11 protein-coding genes and 1 pseudogene are annotated in these 15,492 nt (G+C 70.4%); 4 read left to right on the top strand and 8 right to left on the bottom strand.

Annotated features, from left to right (window positions below; genetic code table 11):
• The first annotated feature begins 55 nt into the window (after window positions 1–55).
• Entirely contained in the window at window positions 56–1,924 is a 1,869-nt protein-coding gene (locus ABIA35_RS26865) for an arabinofuranosidase catalytic domain-containing protein (protein WP_370359750.1), read from the top strand.
• Between the two features lie 200 nt (window positions 1,925–2,124).
• On the top strand, window positions 2,125–2,793 hold the full coding sequence (locus tag ABIA35_RS26860) for a DUF4097 family beta strand repeat-containing protein (protein ID WP_370359749.1): 669 nt from the start codon (window positions 2,125–2,127) through the stop codon (window positions 2,791–2,793).
• Window positions 2,794–2,843: 50 nt separating this feature from the next.
• Here the strand turns inward: ABIA35_RS26860 and ABIA35_RS26855 are convergent, their stop codons facing one another.
• The 7 genes from ABIA35_RS26855 to ABIA35_RS26825 all read right to left on the bottom strand — a co-directional run bounded on the left by ABIA35_RS26855 (window position 2,844) and on the right by ABIA35_RS26825 (window position 9,672).
• Complete coding sequence (locus ABIA35_RS26855) at window positions 2,844–3,437, bottom strand: hypothetical protein (protein ID WP_370359748.1); 594 nt, start codon at window positions 3,435–3,437, stop codon at window positions 2,844–2,846.
• 68 nt (window positions 3,438–3,505) lie between these two features.
• The gene (locus ABIA35_RS26850; RefSeq protein ID WP_370341953.1) at window positions 3,506–5,044 is read right to left on the bottom strand and encodes an MFS transporter; all 1,539 of its coding nucleotides are present in this window, start codon (window positions 5,042–5,044) and stop codon (window positions 3,506–3,508) included.
• The gene (locus ABIA35_RS26845; protein ID WP_370341952.1) at window positions 5,041–5,688 is read right to left on the bottom strand and encodes a TetR/AcrR family transcriptional regulator; all 648 of its coding nucleotides are present in this window, start codon (window positions 5,686–5,688) and stop codon (window positions 5,041–5,043) included. Before ABIA35_RS26845 ends, ABIA35_RS26850 begins: the two co-directional genes overlap by 4 nt.
• Before the next feature lie 131 nt (window positions 5,689–5,819).
• Window positions 5,820–8,594, bottom strand: a complete 2,775-nt coding sequence (locus tag ABIA35_RS26840) for an AAA family ATPase (RefSeq protein ID WP_370359747.1) — start codon at window positions 8,592–8,594, stop codon at window positions 5,820–5,822.
• 185 nt (window positions 8,595–8,779) lie between these two features.
• A complete protein-coding gene (locus ABIA35_RS26835) occupies window positions 8,780–9,025 on the bottom strand; it encodes a hypothetical protein (RefSeq protein WP_370359746.1) in 246 nt (81 codons plus the stop codon).
• Window positions 9,026–9,040: 15 nt separating this feature from the next.
• Window positions 9,041–9,451: a PIN domain nuclease gene (locus ABIA35_RS26830; protein WP_370341949.1), complete on the bottom strand. Its 411-nt coding sequence runs from the start codon at window positions 9,449–9,451 to the stop codon at window positions 9,041–9,043.
• Window positions 9,448–9,672 (bottom strand): type II toxin-antitoxin system VapB family antitoxin, encoded by a 225-nt coding sequence (locus tag ABIA35_RS26825; RefSeq protein WP_370341948.1) that lies wholly within the window; start codon window positions 9,670–9,672, stop codon window positions 9,448–9,450. The genes ABIA35_RS26830 and ABIA35_RS26825 overlap by 4 nt, the downstream gene beginning before the upstream one ends.
• A 417-nt stretch (window positions 9,673–10,089) precedes the next feature.
• On the opposite strand from ABIA35_RS26825, the pseudogene ABIA35_RS26820 reads away from it, so the two are divergent.
• Both ABIA35_RS26820 and ABIA35_RS26815 read left to right on the top strand, forming a co-directional pair.
• Window positions 10,090–10,521, top strand: a pseudogene (locus ABIA35_RS26820) (MerR family transcriptional regulator); the annotation flags it as partial.
• A gap of 19 nt (window positions 10,522–10,540) precedes the next feature.
• A complete protein-coding gene (locus ABIA35_RS26815) occupies window positions 10,541–10,939 on the top strand; it encodes a nuclear transport factor 2 family protein (protein ID WP_370341946.1) in 399 nt (132 codons plus the stop codon).
• 64 nt (window positions 10,940–11,003) lie between these two features.
• Here ABIA35_RS26815 and ABIA35_RS26810 read toward each other — a convergent pair whose 3' ends face one another.
• Complete coding sequence (locus ABIA35_RS26810; protein ID WP_370359745.1) at window positions 11,004–15,200, bottom strand: cell wall-binding repeat-containing protein; 4,197 nt, start codon at window positions 15,198–15,200, stop codon at window positions 11,004–11,006.
• Window positions 15,201–15,492 lie beyond the last annotated feature (292 nt).

Genomic DNA, 15,492 nt, shown 5'->3' with positions numbered 1-15,492 from the left:
TCCGATGGAGGTGTCCGTGTTCGTCCCACCAAGACTCCGACGTGGAACGCGGCTGGTGGCCGCGTTCCTGATCGCGATGGCCATAGCCGTCGCGGTGCCGGTCTTCGGCACAACCTCGACGAAAGCCGCGGCGGCCACGGCTGCGCCGTGCGACATCTACGCGTCGGGCAACGCGCCGTGTGAGGCCGCGTACAGCACCACGCGCGCGATGTTCGCCTCCTACAACGGCCCGCTCTACCAAATCCAGCGCGCCTCGGACAACAGCACCCTGAACATCGGCCTGGAATCGGTCGGCGGGGTGGCCAACTCGGCGCCGCAGGTGTCCTTCTGCTCCGGGACCACCTGCACCATCACGCTTCTGTACGACCAGACCTCCAACGCCAACAACCTGCCGATCTCCCCGGGCAAGTCGTGCTCCGGCTGCTCGAACGGCCTGGGCGGCCCCGGCCCGAACGGCTCGGACATCGGCGCGAACGCCATGGCGCTGCCCGTGACCGTCGGCGGCCAGCCGGCGTACGGCGTGCTGGTCAACACCGTCGGCACCGGGTATCGCAACAATGCCGCCAAGAACGTGCCCACCGGCTCGCAGCCCGAGGGCGAGTACATGCTGACCTCGTCCAACCTGACGAGCGGCAGCTGCTGCTTCGACTTCGGCTCAGCCGAGACCAACGACAGCGACGACGGCAACGCGACCATGAACGCGATCTACTACGGAACCGCCTGCTGGACCGGAGGCTGCACGGGCACCGGCCCGTGGGTCGGCGGCGACATCGAGAACGGCATGTACTTCAGCGCCGCCGGCCCGAACCCGCCGAACATCCCCAGCGAGACCGGCTCGTTCGTGACCGCCTGGGAGAAGAACAACGGCACAACCAACTTCACGCTCAAATACGGCAGCGGACAATCCGGCGGGCTGACACAGGCCTATTCCGGAGCACTGCCCAACGGCTACAACCCGATGAAGGTGCAGCCCTCCATCGAGCTGGGCACCGGCGGGGACAACAGCGACCTGGGCAAGGGCGAGTTCTTCGAAGGCGCGGTCACGGCCGGGTTCCCCTCGGACGCGACCGAGAACGCGGTCCAGGCCAACGTCACCGCGGCCGGCTACGCCAACAACACCACGACGTTCTCCACCAGCGCCTCGGTGGTCAGTTTCAAGGCCCACGCCAACGGCCACTACGTCGACGCGCCCGACAGCACCACCTCGCTGATCGCGGACGCCGCCTCGATCGGCAGGGCCGAGGAGTTCGAGATGGTCACCGGCACCGACGGCACGGTGAACCTGAAGTCCCTGTCCGTCGGCGACTGGGTCACCGCCGAGAACGACGGGGCCGCGCCGCTGATCGCCAACCGGGGCGGTGTCGGCAACTGGGAGGTGTTCGGACTGATCCACAACCCGGACGGGAGCGTGAGTCTGCGCTCGTTCACCAACCAGGACATCGTGACCGCTGACAACGCGGGCGCCTCTCCGCTGATCGCCAACCGCACCTCGATCGGCCCCTGGGAGGAGTTCGACCTCGTCCAGGACACCGTCCCGGTCAGCTTCCGCGCGCACGCGAACAACGACATCGTGACGGCTGACAACGCCGGCGCCTCGCCGTTGATCGCGAACCGCACCGCGGTCGGGCCTTGGGAGACCTTCGACCTGATCCCCAACACGGACGGCAGCGTGAGCCTGCGCGCGCACGCGAACAACGACATCGTGACCGCTGACAACGCCGGCGCCTCGCCGTTGATCGCCAACCGCACCTCGATCGGGCCGTGGGAGGAGTTCGACCTCATCGCCAACGGCATCGGGAGCGTGAGCCTGCGGGCCCACGCGAACAACGACATCGTGACCGCGCCCAACGGCGGAGCGTCGCCGCTCATCGCCGGCCAGACGTCGATCAGCTCGGCCGAGCAGTTCGACCTCGTCTTCGACTGACCCGATACCCAGCCTCACCACCGCTTCACCACCGCACCGCCCCCGCCCACTCTCACCGGCCGGGGGCGGTGTTCCGTGTCAGCGGCGGTGTCAGGACCGGGTCAGGGCGGGGTCAGGGCCGCGTCAGCGCGTGGGCCGACATTGGAGATGTGAGAGCGGGCCGGACGGGCCCGCCGAGGTGAGAAACCAAGGAGCACATCATGCAGAACTTCGCCACTCCCAACCCGGTCTTCGTCAGCCTGGACATCCCGGCCGGCAGCGTCCGTCTGATCGCCACCGAGCGCACCGACACCCGGGTCGAGGTCCTGCCCGCCGACGCCTCGAAGCGGCGCGACGTGAAGGCTGTCCAGCAGACCGGTATCGAGTTCCGCGACGGCGTGCTGAGCATCACCACCGCCGAGGCCAACCGGGTGCTCGGCAGCTCCGGCGCTCTGCGGGTGACCATCGAACTGCCGGCCGGTTCGCGCATCGAGGGCAAGGCCGGCGCGGCCGAACTGCACACCGCCGGCCGGCTCGGCGAGGTGGTCTTCGACGGCGGCTACCGCAGCGTCAGTGTCGAGGAGGCCGAAAGCGTGCGGTTGAAGGTGCACACCGGCGACGTCTCCATCGCCCGGCTGTCCGGCCCGGCGCGGATCCGCAACGGCAAGGGCGACATCGCCATCGCCGAGGCTCAGTCCGGCCTGGTCGAGCTCCACACCGACATGGGCGACCTGTCGGTCACCGCCGCCCGCGGCGTGTCCGGGATCCTGGACGCCGGGACCGCCCACGGCCGGATCGACAACGGGCTGCGGAACACCGACGGCGCCGCCGCGGGTCTGACCGTCAAGGCCACCACCTCGCACGGCGACATCACCGCCGCCAGCCTCTGATCCGGCGGCTGGATGCCGGGTTGGATGCAGGTTGGGTGCCGGCTGGATGCTCAGTCGCTCAGAGCCGTGTCAGATGTTGCTGCCGCCGCTGCCGGTTCCGCTACCGCCTCACCGGCGTAGAACAGCGGAATCCGGTACAGCGCCGGGGGATCGCCGGGCAGTCCGAGTTCGCGCCAGCGCCGCTGGAGCGCGACTCGGACCAGCCGGCGTGCGCGGAAAAGCAGGAACAGCGCCAGCGGTACCTCGATGAACACCGCTGAGGCCACGCTCAGCCAGACGTCGGAGGTTCCCCAGTCCAGGACTATGTCGAACCAGGCGTCGCACAACAGCAGGGTCGCCGTGAACACCGCCAACATCACCACGATCTGCCGGCCCAGCATCGCCGCCACGACCGTTCCGGTCAGGGCCAGCAGCAGCAGGATGTCGAAGCCGACCCATGCGGCGGACCAGGCTTTCGACTGGTACCCGGTCGGCATCGAGAAGGCCAGGTAGACGATCCAGGCGCCCAGGCCCGCGCAGCAGGCCACGAGCACGGCCAGGAAGCGGGCGCGCAGGCGCTTCACGCGTTCCGGGTGCGTGCTCAGTTCGCGGGCCGCGTCAAGGAGCGACCCGGGTTGAGTAGGAGCTTTCACCGCTGTGTCCATGTCGGTCTCCCCCAAGGCCCGGCCGTGGCGGTGGTGTCACGGCCGGGCGGTTCTTGCTGTTCTGGTGATCAGTGTGCGAAGACCGGGACTGCGTCCTCAACGGTTTCCGTGCTCTTCGAACCCGCGTCGCCGGCGCCGTGGCCGCCGCCGGTCTGGGTTTGCGGACGGGCGTTGATCAGCACGCCGGCCACGAGGGCGGCCGCGGTCAGCAGCCCGGCGGCCAGCCAGTACGCGACCGTGAAGCCGTGGACCATGGCCGAGAGCTTCAGCTGCGCGCCGCCGGCCGCGGAGTGCACGCCCGCGGCGTGGCTCTTGGCGTAGTTCGCGGTCGCGCTGTTGGCGATCGTGCTCAGCAGCGAGGTGCCGATCGCACCGCCGACCTGCTGCGAGGTGCTGACCATCGCCGAGGCGACGCCCGCGTCCTGCGGCCGCACGCCGTGGGTCGCCAGGTTCATGGCCGGCATGAACACCAGGCCCATGCCGAAGCCGAGCATCAGCAGCGCGGGCAGCACGTGGGTGGTGTACGAGCCGCCGACCGAGATCTGGGTCAGGATCAGCATCGCCGCGGCGGCGGTCAGGGCGCCGGGGACCATCAGGAGCCGGGTCGGCACCTTCGGCAGCAGCCGGACGGCAACCTGCGTCGCGCCGAGCATCATGCCCACGACCATCGGCAGGAACGCCAGGCCGCTCTTGAGCGGGCTGTAGCCCTGCACGACCTGCAGGTAGTAGGTGAGGAACAGGAACGCGCCGAACATGGCGACCACGGCCAGGCCGATGGTCAGGTAGGCGCCGCCGCGGTTGCGGTCGGTCACCACGCGCAGCGGCAGCAGCGGGGCGGACACCCGGGTCTGGGAGAAGACGAACGCGGCGAGCAGCACCACGGAGCCGATGATGAAGCCGAGCGTGGTCGTCGAGCTCCAGCCGTCGCTCTCGGCCTTGTTGAAGCCGTAGACCAGCGAGGCCAGGCCCGCGCCGGCCAGCACGATGCCCAGGACGTCCAAGCGGTTGTGGTTGCGGGTGCCCTCGGGCTCCTTGATCTCGAAGATCGCGCCGAGCACGGCGACCACGGCGAACAGGACGTTGACGTACAACGTCCAGCGCCAGTTCGCGTACTCGGTCAGCAGACCGCCCAGCAGCAGGCCGACGGCGGCGCCGCCACCGGAGATCGCGCCGTAGATGCCGAAGGCCTTCGCGCGCTCCTTGGGCTGGGTGAAGGTCACCGTCAGCAGCGACAGCGCGGCCGGGGCGAGGATCGCGCCGAAGGCGCCCTGCAGCGCCCGGGCGCCGAGCAGCATGCTGGTGTTGACCGCCGCGCCGCCGAGCGCCGAGGCGCCGGCGAAGCCGATCAGGCCGATGAGGAAGGCGCGGCGCCGTCCCCACCGGTCGGCGATGCGGCCGCCGAACAGGAGCAGCCCGCCGAACGCCAGGGCGTAGGCGGTGACCACCCACTGCCGGTTGGCGTCGGAGATGCCCAGGTCGCGCTGGGCGGAGGGCAGGGCGATGTTCACGATGGTGCCGTCGAGGACGACCATCAGCTGGGCCAGGGCGATGAAGGCCAGAGCCCGCCACCGCCTCGGGTCCAGACCCTGGGTTATCGAGTCGGTCATGACGAGAAAGTCCTTGTCTGAGTGGGGCTCTGGTTCGGGTTCTTGGCGGTGAGCGGCAGCACGATCTGGTCGATGATCGTCTGCACGAACTCCGGGTCCGGGGCCTTGCCGGTCATGATCATCCGGTGGAAGACCATGGACGGCACGACGTCGGAGAGCAGTTCGTAGTTCGGCACCGGTGCGATCTCGCCGCGTTCTACGGCCTGCTGGAAGACGGTGCGGAACACCGCCTTGCGCGGCGCGATGAACTGCTCGGCGAAGACCTCGCGCAGCTTGGCGTCCCGGACCAGGCCCGAGACGAGCCCGGCCTGGACGTCGGTGCGGAAGGCCGCGTCCTCGGTGTCGTGGAAGTGGCAGGTGAGCTCGACCAGGTCGCCCCGCAGCGTGCCGGTGTCCGGCAGCTCGGGCTGGGCCTTCATCCGGCCGATCGCGTCCACCGTCAGCTCGGCCTTCCCGGCCCAGCGGCGGTAGCACGTCGCCTTCCCGGCCCCGGCGCGCGAGGCGACGGCGTCGATCGTGAGGCGGTCGTAGCCGACTTCAGCCAGCAGCTCCAGCGCCGCCTGGCACAGCGCGTCGTCGCGGGAGGCGTCGCGCTTGCGTCCGGGGGCGGGGCCGGGCTGGGTCGCCTGGCTGGTCTGCGTCATCGGGGCTCACCCACTCCATGCTGAACGATTCTGTATCGAAACGATGTCGTCTCGGAACTCCATCGTATCGAAACGAAGTCGTTTCGCAAAGTCGAACCCGAGTGGGCGGACGCGAGCCTGGTCAGGGTGGGTTACCTGCCCGCACCCTTCTGAAGCAGCCGGGCCAGTTGCGACCGCTGGTTCACGCCCAGCTTGTGCAGCACCTGCTCCAAGTAGTCGTCCACCGCGCGCGGCGCGATCCCCAGCGCCTCGGAGATCTGGCTGTTCGTCGCGCCCTCCGCCGCCAGCCGCATGACCCGCCGCTCCTGCGTCGCCAGCCGTGCGCCGGACAGATCCGCCGGCAGCACCAGCAGGTCCAGCTCGGTCTCGGCCTCCTCCAGCCACGGGTCGGCGCCCATCGTGGTGAACGCCGCCGCGGCCGCCGACAGCAGGCGTCCGGCCGGGTCCGGTTTGCCGTCCTCGCGCAGGAAGCGGCCGTAGGCCAGGTGGGTGCGCGCCTGCTCGAATGCGTCGACCGAATCGGCGTGCGCGGCCAGAGCCCGCTCGAACCAGGGCACTGCCTCGTCCGGCGGCAGGACCTGTGCCTGGCAGCGGTATACGACCGCCAGCGTGGCCGGCAGGCCTCCGGTCTCGGCGCGGGGGAGTTCCTCGGCGACCTCGGCGCGGGCCCGGACGCCGTCGCCGAGGCGGATCAGGGCCTCGATGTAGTCGCCGAAGGTCGGCATGAACAGGCTGTGCTCGACCATGCCGCCGGCGAGCGCCCGCTCGCGGACGCCGGCCAGCACCGACACCGCGTCCCGGTGCCGGGCCTGGGCCAGGTCCGCCGAGCCCACGGCGGTGTTGGCGATGTCGCGGTAGAACGTCGCGCCGGTGGCCTCGGTCAGCTGCTCGGTCGTGGTGGCCAGGTCGCGGGCGCGGGTGAAGTTGCCGCGCAGCGCCGCCAGGCGGGCGGCCAGGGCCACGGCGAGCGGGGCGACCTGGCGCTGCCCGAGTTCGCCGCCGAGGCGCCGGGACTCCTCGACCGCCTCGTGCGCCGCGGTGAACTCGCCCTTGCGGATGGACAGCAGGACCTGCGGGATCAGCAGCAGCGGCAGGTGTTCCTCGGCGCCGGCCTGGCGCAGCAGGCGGGCGGTGCGGCTGATGTACTCCCCGGCCTTGCCGGTCATCCCCAGCCAGATCAGCACCATGCCGGTGACCCCGACGGTCTCGAAGCTCTGGCGCCAGGGGTCGGCCTCGCGGAAGGCCGGGAAGTAGTCGGCCATCACGCGCGCCGACTCGGGGGCGTGGCCGTTGCTGACCAGCCCGAAGGCGTTGATGGTGCGGGCGGCGGCGGCTCCGGTCCCCGTGCAGGCGGGCGTCAGGGCGACGCCTTTCGCGCTGAGCCGGAGCGTGTCGTGCAGGCGGGTCGCCGTGATCGCGGTGGCCGCCGCCGCGCCGAGGTAGGACGCGGCCAGATCGGGGTCGTGCGCGGCCACCTCGTCGGCATCGGCCTCGAACAGCTCCAGCACTTCCTGCGCGCCGGCGCGGGCCAGCGTGATCTGGTGCAGGACCCGGTTGGCCGAGTTGGCCACGGCGGGCGAGTGCGAGTACTGCAACGCCTCGCGGGCCAGGATCTGTGCGGACTCCACATCGCCGGACACCTGTGCGCACTCGGCGGCGCCGATCGACATCAAGGCTCTGATTTCGGGCTTCGCGCTGAGTTCCCGGGTCCGCAGGTACGCCCGCCGGGCCGCGACCAGGGCGCCGCGGGAGCGGGCCGCGTCGGCGGCCTCGGCCAGCAGCCCGGCCGCGTCCTCGTCGCCGGGCAGGGCCGCCGCGGCCGCGTGCCAGGCGCGCTGGTCGGCCAGGAACGTGCCGCCCACGCCGCCGCCGTTGTCGGCGAGCCAGTCGGCGAACGCCTGGTGCGCCTGGCGCCGCTCGGCGAGCGGATAGTTCTGGTAGGCGACCGAGCGGAACACCGGGTGCCGCATCTGCCAGCGGTCGCCGTCCTCCCACACCAGGCGCTCCATCCGGGCCAGGTCCAGGTCGAACGCCGACAGCCCGAGCCGGGCCATGGCCCCGGCGATCTCGGCGAGGCCGCCGGTGTAGCTGGTCGCCACCACCATCAGCGCCCTGGTACAGCGCTCCGGCAGCCGCTTCAGACGGGTGGCGAAGGCGTGCTCCAGCCGCGGGCCGGACGGCACGACCTGGCCGTCGTCCGGATCCAGCCGCCCGCTCAGCGCGGCGTCGGCCAACTCCAGCAGCGCCAGCGGATTGCCCTGCGCGGCCCGGTGGATGTGCTCGGCCATCCGCGGCCCGACCCGCCGCGACGCCTCGGCGCCGATCAGCACCTCGGCCGCCGCCCGGTCCAGCGGCGACAGCTCGATCGACGGCGCGTCCAGGCCGTCGAAGACGCTCGGCTCGCCGTTGCGCAGGGTGATGAGCACGGTGGTCGCCGAGTCCCCGAGCCGCCGCGCCGCGAACGCCAGCGCGTAGGCCGAGGCCTCGTCGGCCCAGTGCCCGTCGTCCAGGGAGATGAGGACCGGCTGGTGCGCCGCCACGTTCTGCAGCAGCACGGTCAGCGCGCGCCCGACGGCGAAGGTGGAGCTGCCCTCCCCGCTGCCGGCGGCGGCCCCGATCGCGGTCTGCAACGCCTCCCGCAGCAGCTCCGGCAACTCCGCGATCTCCGCGCCCAACGGCCGGCACAGATCGGCCAGCACGCTGTACCCGATCTCCGCCTCGGTCTCGAAACCGCGGGCCTGCAACACCAGCATCCGCTCGGCCGCCCGCTCGACCGCCCACCCCAGCAGCACGCTCTTGCCGATGCCGGGATCGCCCCGCAGCAGCAAGATCTCGCCGCTGCCGGAGCACGCCCGGTCCAACGACTCCTCAGCCCGCGCGGACTCCCGATCGCGTCCTAAAAGCACGGCTAGTGCCCTCCCAGCGCCCGCCACCCCATACCCTGGCAAATCAGGATGCTCCCCAGCGTGGCACTGCCGGCGGACGGCTGCCGGGCTTCGACCGAAGTCATGCCCGCGCAAAGCCTGATAGGGCTGTTCGAGTCGCCAGGTAGTCCTCAGGAAGTCCTCTTCACTCCTTGCGGCCCGCAGCGTCACCACGACCCGGTGCCGCTCCGGCAGCGAGGCCAGCGCCTCGCCCACCACCCGCCGCACCTCACCGTCTCCCTGACCCCGCGCCCCTTGGCGAGGTTGACGCCGAGCCAGGACTCCTGCGCGACCTCCGCGGCGGAATCATCGGTCGACACGAACGACCGCGCCAGCAGCGTCATCGCCGGCGACCACGCGTCCAGCACGAGCCGGAACGCGGCCGAGTTCGGCAGATCTCGTCGCACGATCATCGGCCACACGCTGTATTAGCCGCGGATGTCCTGCTGTCGGAGCTCTGATATCACTGAGGCGATGGTTACGAAGTCATTGTCGACGTGCAGAACTGTGAGGCTGTGGTGCATGGCGGTGGCGGCGACCAGCAAGTCGATGGGACCGGGACCGCGGTGCTGCGACTTGAGTGTGAGTTTGTACTGTGCCGTATCGACCCAGCGCCAGGCATCCTTCGGGACCGGCGCCGGTTTGCATAGGACGTCGAGGACGCCCGCCATTTCGTCACGCTGTGCAGCGTTCTCCGCCGAATAGAGGATCTCCGCACGTGTCGGCTCGCTGACGTGGAACATGCCCTCCGCGCCGTAGTGTTCCCAAGCCTTCATGGCCTCGGGGTCGCGCGCCAGATGCCAGAAGGCTGAAGTGTCGAGCAGGTACCCGAACTTCACTCGCGCCACGCCTCTTTTCGAGCCTCGTACGCGGCGATGCCCTTGTCGAAGTCGCCTTGTGTGCCCATCGTGGTGAGCTTCTGCATTGCCTCAAGACGCCGCAGCCTTGCGGCCGTCTCCTGGAGGGCTTTGTTGACGGTGTCCTTCTTGGTCGTGGTGCCCAGCAGCCTCATGGCCTCAGCCAGGGCGTCCTCGTCCAGGTCGATTTGGGTGAGCGACATGGGTCCACCTCCATTCGGCACTATGTACATGACATCTGCTTCTAATGTACATCATGTACATGGTGAGGCCACAGGCGGCCGCCATTCCACCCGCGCCACAAGCCCGCATCGCCCGGAGGCTGTACCCGAGCATGACCCGCAGTTGGAGCCGGATCAGGTCCGGCAGGCCGGACAGCGCCAGTTCGTGCCGGCAGGCCTGTTCCCTGATCTCCACCGGGTTCCAACAACGACTCCGGCGGCCGCGCTTCGAGCAGGTCGGCGGTGCATCTCGGCACCGAGCTGATCGGGGCGCATCGCGAGCAGCCACACGATGGGCGACGTGATGAACAGCGGCTGCGCGGCACACGCCTTCTCCAACTGCCCAGCCAGCTCCTGAATCAGCCACAGCCGATCGTCCGAGGAGAAGGGAAGGGCCCGCAGGACCCCTTCGCCGGTCTGCGGGAGATGCGCCGCGTCGCCCGCCGCGTGGTCGTTTTCACGAAGGACTTCAGCGCCCTCGACACCTTCTGGCTGGACCGCGACTACCTCCCCGAGCGCGCCGACCTGCTCATCGGCCGGCCCCCGCTGACCGACCTGGCCCACGCTGTCGGAGCCCGCCTGGAACCGGTACCCATACCCTGGGACTGCGCCGACGGCTTCTACGAGGCCTACTGGCGCCGCCCCGAGGCGTACCTGGACCAGGACATCCGCCGCGGCATGTCGGTCTGGGCCCGAGTCGGCCCGGCCGCCGAGCAGCGCGCAGTCCGCACCCTCAGCGCCGACCTGGCATCCGGCCGCTGGACCGCCCGCAACCACGACCTCGCCGGCCTCGAAGCGGCAGACCTCGGCGTCCGCCTGCTCATCGCCTGAACCCCAGTACCATCGCCCAATGTCCAAGACGGATCTCGACGCCCTCACCGCCGACTTCTTCGGCGCCTTCGACAACCGCGCCGGCCGCCCGGCCGACGTGGCCCGCATCCGCCGCCTGATGCTCCCGACCGGAGTCATCGTCAAAACCGGCCCGGACTTCACCGTCTACACCGTCGAGGAGTTCATCGAACCCCGCGCACGCCTGCTCACCGATGGCCGGCTCACCGACTTCGCCGAATGGGAGACCTCGGAGCACACCGAGATCACCGGCGACATAGCCTCGCGCACCGGCGAATACAGCAAATCAGGCCTCCTCGACGGCGAGCCCTACGAGGGCACGGGCGTCAAGACCTTCCAGTTCGTGCGGACGCCGCAGGGGTGGCGGATCGCTGCGTTCTCTTGGTGGGATCAGCCCTGACCCTGATGCGCTGGGGCGAGCCAGAGCGGTGCAGGCATCATCAGGCCTGCACCGTCTCGCCGTTTCAGCTGCTGCGACCGCGCACCGCCGCCGTGATCTGGTTTGCCTCTGCGGGGGACACCACGGCCGTTCCGCCGAAGATCGCGACCTGCGCCAGCTGCGGCGCCAGCCCGCTCAGCAGGCTGCTCAGCCCGGTGGACAGCGTCGGCGGGACGATCACCATGGCGCCACCCATGGCCGCGGTGGCCGCGCCGCCGGTGAGTGCGTCGGCGAAGCCGCCGCCGGAGGCGATGCCGAGGCGGTGCAGCGGTCCGGGGAAGGCCTGGACCACCTGGGTGGCCGTACCGTAGCGGTCGTTGCCGGCGAAGCCCCTCACATAGCCGCCCGTCTTCTGCGCCGCGGTGACCGCCTGGCCACCGACCGCGTAGAGGGTCGGGTCGGCCGGGGTGGAAGCGCCGGCAAGCCGCCGGACGTAGGCAGCAGTGGCCGGGTCCATCACCTTGTCGTCGGTCAGCAGGATCGCCGCCGGGTCGCCGTTCGTGGCGGCCGGGCCGGTGGCGAACGGGCCGGCGGTCAGGGCGTCGGCGTAGTTCAGACCGGTCGCCAGGATGACCTTCGAAGGGTTGATGCGCTGCGCGATCTGCAGGGCCGTGGCATAGCGGTCGGTGCCGCCATAGCGCTGAACGGTGTAGCCCAGGGCCGCCAGCCGCTTGGCCACGGTGTCGGACACCGCGTCGGTGCCGCCCAGGATGTCCACTCTGGAGCCGGCCGGCAGGATCCGGTGGATCTCGGCCTCGGTCTCCGGGGTCAGCGTGTGCGAGTCGGTCAGCAGCAGCGGGCCGTGCACGTCGGCGGCCAGCGGGACGCCGGCCAGGGCGTCCGGGAACGCGTCGCCGCGCGCCAGCACCACTTCGCGGGCCTGGGCCCGCCCGGTGGTGTCGCCGCCGGCGTTCGCCCACTGGTGCTGCGACACCTCGACGCCGGTGGCGAACCGGTCGGCGCCGGCCACCCGCGCGACCGTGGTCACGGCCTGGCCGCGCAGGTCGACGGCCAGCGGGCCGCCGGCGGTCCCCAGCGTCAGCCGGCCCGTGTCCCCGCCGACCGGCGACGGGCCGGCGGGCGCGTAGGAGACGTTCACGTTCAGCGTGCCGCCGGCTGGTACGACAGTCCCCGAAGCCACCCCGTTGACGCTGAACGGTGCGTTCGGCGTCCCGACGGAGGTGATGGTCACCGGGGCGGACGTGACGTTCCGGACCGCGAGGTTCTGGCTGCTGGACGTGCCCGCGCCCAGCGGTGTCGGCGTGCCGAAGGTCACCGCCGGGGCGGAGAGCCCGGTGCCGTTGGCCGTCCCGGTCAAGCCGAAGGAGTAGGACGGTGTCTTCCCGCCGTCGGACACGGACGCGGTCAGCGTCGCGTTCGTCGTGCCCGCGTCGGTCGGCTTGAAGGTCATCGGGAGCGTGACCTGCTGGCCGGCGGTGAGCGAGATCGGCAGCGCGGGGCTGTTCGCGGCCGGGGTGAACGCCGGGTCGCTGATCGACAGGCTGTTGATGGTCAGGTTCTCGGTGGCGGTCAGCGTGACCGAGCCGCTGGTACTGGCCCCCGAACCGGTGGGCACCGACCCGAAGTCGGTCGTCGCCGGTCCCGTGAGCACCGGGTTGTTGCCGCTGAGCTGGATGAACATCGCGCCCTGGCCGGTGTCGGGCGTCATCTCGAACTGCGCCGTCTGTGCCGAGTAGTCGGTCGGCGAGAAGGTGACCGGGATGTCGACCGAGTTGCCGACGTCCAGGGTGAATCCCTCGGAGACGGTGGTCGAGGTGCTGAAGATCCCCGCCGGGGGCTTGAACTTGTCGAGTGTCACCGGCACGTTCCCGGTGTTGGCGACGGTGATGTCCCTGGTCACCGAGGTCCCGGGCGCCACCAGGCCGAAGTCCATCGTCATGGGCGAGACGCTGACCGACTTGACCGCGTTGACCGCCTGCCCGCTCAGCGGGATCTGCAGCGGCCCGTAGTCGGTGTTCACCGTGATCGAATCGTGGTCGCCCGAGGCCGGGGAGGCGGCCGTCGGCGAGTAGGCGATCGGCAGGGCCAGGCTCCCGTTGGGCGCGATCACCGTGCCGGCGGCGGGCAGGGAGCCGGTGACGGCGAACGGCGCCGCGGGCGTCTGGACCGACTGGATCGTGACCGGGTTGCCGCTGAAGTTCTGCAGCTGGACGGAGCTCTTGACGCTGGTGCCCGTGGGCGTCGGATCGTCGCTGTCGGAGAAGTCCACCGAGCCGGGCGAAGCGGTCAGTCCGGGCCCGCTCCCCGTGCCGCGCAGCCCGAAGGCGTAAGAACCGTTGGCCCCGCTGGCCGTGGTGATGCTCGCGGTCAGCGAGCCGACGGAGACTCCCTGCGCGGTCGGCGTGAACGTCATCGGCACGGTCACCGACTGGTTGGCGGCCAGCGTGATCGGCAGCGCCGGGGCGTTCGGGCCCACGGTGAAGGCCGGGTTGTTGCTCGTCAGGCTGTTGATCGTCAGAGCCTTGGTCGCGGTCAGTGTGACCTTGCCGGTGGCGCCGCCCGCCTGGCCGACCGGCACCGTGCCGAAGTCGGTCGACGTGCCGTTCAGGACCGACGAGGCCGGACGGCCGAACGCCATGATGTTCCCGTCACGGGTCCCGACATAGACGCGGTTGGAATCGGTGTCGACGACCGAGAACTTCGCCGCGGTGCCGATCGGCAGGGTCGCGATGGGCTTCCAGCCGTTGGCGTCCGGGATCGCGTTGAACGCCATCAGCTGTGCGCCGGTCCCCGCGCTCCCGTTGGAGTAGACGACCCACAGTGTGGCGCTCCCGGAGGCGGTGCCCTCGGAGGTGATGACCGGCGAGCCGCTGCCGAACGGGAACGGCTGGGACGAGGTGCCGGCCAGCGTCAGCGTCGGATTGCCCGCGGCGTCCTCACCGATTTTGAACGCCCGCAGCTGACCGCCGCTGCCGGGGTTCCCGACCACGTACACGTATCCGCCGTCGCCGCCCCAGACAGCCGGGTGTCCCCAGACGCCGTCGAGCGGTCCGATGGTCTGCACGACGGCGTCCGTCGGCGGGCCGCCGGCCGTGGCGGGCGCGCCCTGCTGCATCCCGCCGAGGTTGTCCCGGTTGAGCAGGAACAGCCGGCCGTCCTTGCCGATCTGCACCATCAGGTGCGGGACCTTCGCCGTCCCGAAGCTGTCCGGCAGGGCCACCGGAGCCCCGGAGCCCAGGTCCTGGTCGTTGGTGTTCAGGCTCGCCGTGTCGGCGGGCGTGAAGAAGTCCTTGGTGACCAGCGATCCGTCGGGCTGGACACCAAGCCGGACCACCGACATCCCGACATTGCCCTGCGGGGCCTTGCCCGGCTGGGTCAAGCCGGGACCGGCGGCGGGGAACGGGCCGTTGCCGGTGCTCAGGTAGATGTCGCCCGAGGCGTCGGCGACGAGGCCGCCGCCGGACTGCCAGATTCCGCCGCCGTCGCCGGCCACGCTCGAGGTCCACATGGTCTTGACCGACCCGCCCGCGGCGGCGTTGACGCCGACGACGTAGCCCCGGTAGTGCAGTTGGTCGCAGATGCTGCCGAAGGAGGCGTAGATGGTCCCGTTCAGGTCCAGAAGGCCCGGCCGCGCGATCTCGGCCTGGGGGTTGAAGGCGACGTTCGGCGCGTTGGTGGGATGCCCCTGGATCGTGACCGGGAAGTTGGCGCGTTCGTTGCCGGAACCGGGATCCACGGAGTGCATCGTGTAGATCGGCTTTGTGTGGTCGGCCGTGTTCACCTTCGCGGTGAAGAACACCGAGTCGGTGGCCGCGTCGTAGACCGGGGTCCCCGTGATCCCGATGTTCGGGGCCAGGTCGGTGCAGTTCACGTCGCCGGTCGGGTTGTTGATCGAGGGCCAGGCCGGGCCGACGTTCTTCGACCACAGAATCGCCCCGGTGACCGGGTCCAGACCGTAGACGTTGTTGTTCTCGGTGACCGCGATCAGGATCGGCGCGGTCCGGCCGTTCTTCGCCGGGATCACGATGGGCTGGGCGTAGACCTGGCCGTCCAGCTTGGTCGAGAACAGCTGCCCGAAGTCCGAGGACGCGGCGTTCGCCGGGCTCAGGCCCGGCTCGGAGCTGTCCCAGCCGTCCCGGGAGTTGTCGACCGAGACCGTCGTCGATGCTTCAGCGGGCGCCGCGGTGGCTCCGACCAGGGACCCGAGCACGATGCCCGCCGTCCCGAGCGAGCCGAATCGGGCTATACGTCGCTGAACCATTGGTGGGTCCCCCCGGCGGAATCACAGTGCGGCAACACAAAAACGCCACGATAGTCTGTCCCGACCGCAGCCATCACCACAAGCGTCAGCTCGTTGACGCGTCGGCAAAGCCGTCGGCGCCTGACATACTCTGATCCGCGCCGCCACAGCACCCGGGTATTTCGCGTTTCACCGCGAACACGGGCAAGACGGGCCCGGGGGCTGCCCCACTAGCGGCAGTGATGGCTCGTTCGGCTACGGCGAAACCGGTCGCGGCCGGCTACAGCCACGCGCCACCACAGGACCGATGCAA

It is taken from the genome of Catenulispora sp. MAP12-49 (genome assembly GCF_041262705.1).
Lineage (GTDB): Bacteria > Actinomycetota > Actinomycetes > Streptomycetales > Catenulisporaceae > Catenulispora.
Note: the sequence above shows the minus strand (reverse complement) of the source record. Positions and strands in the feature narration are given on the sequence as shown.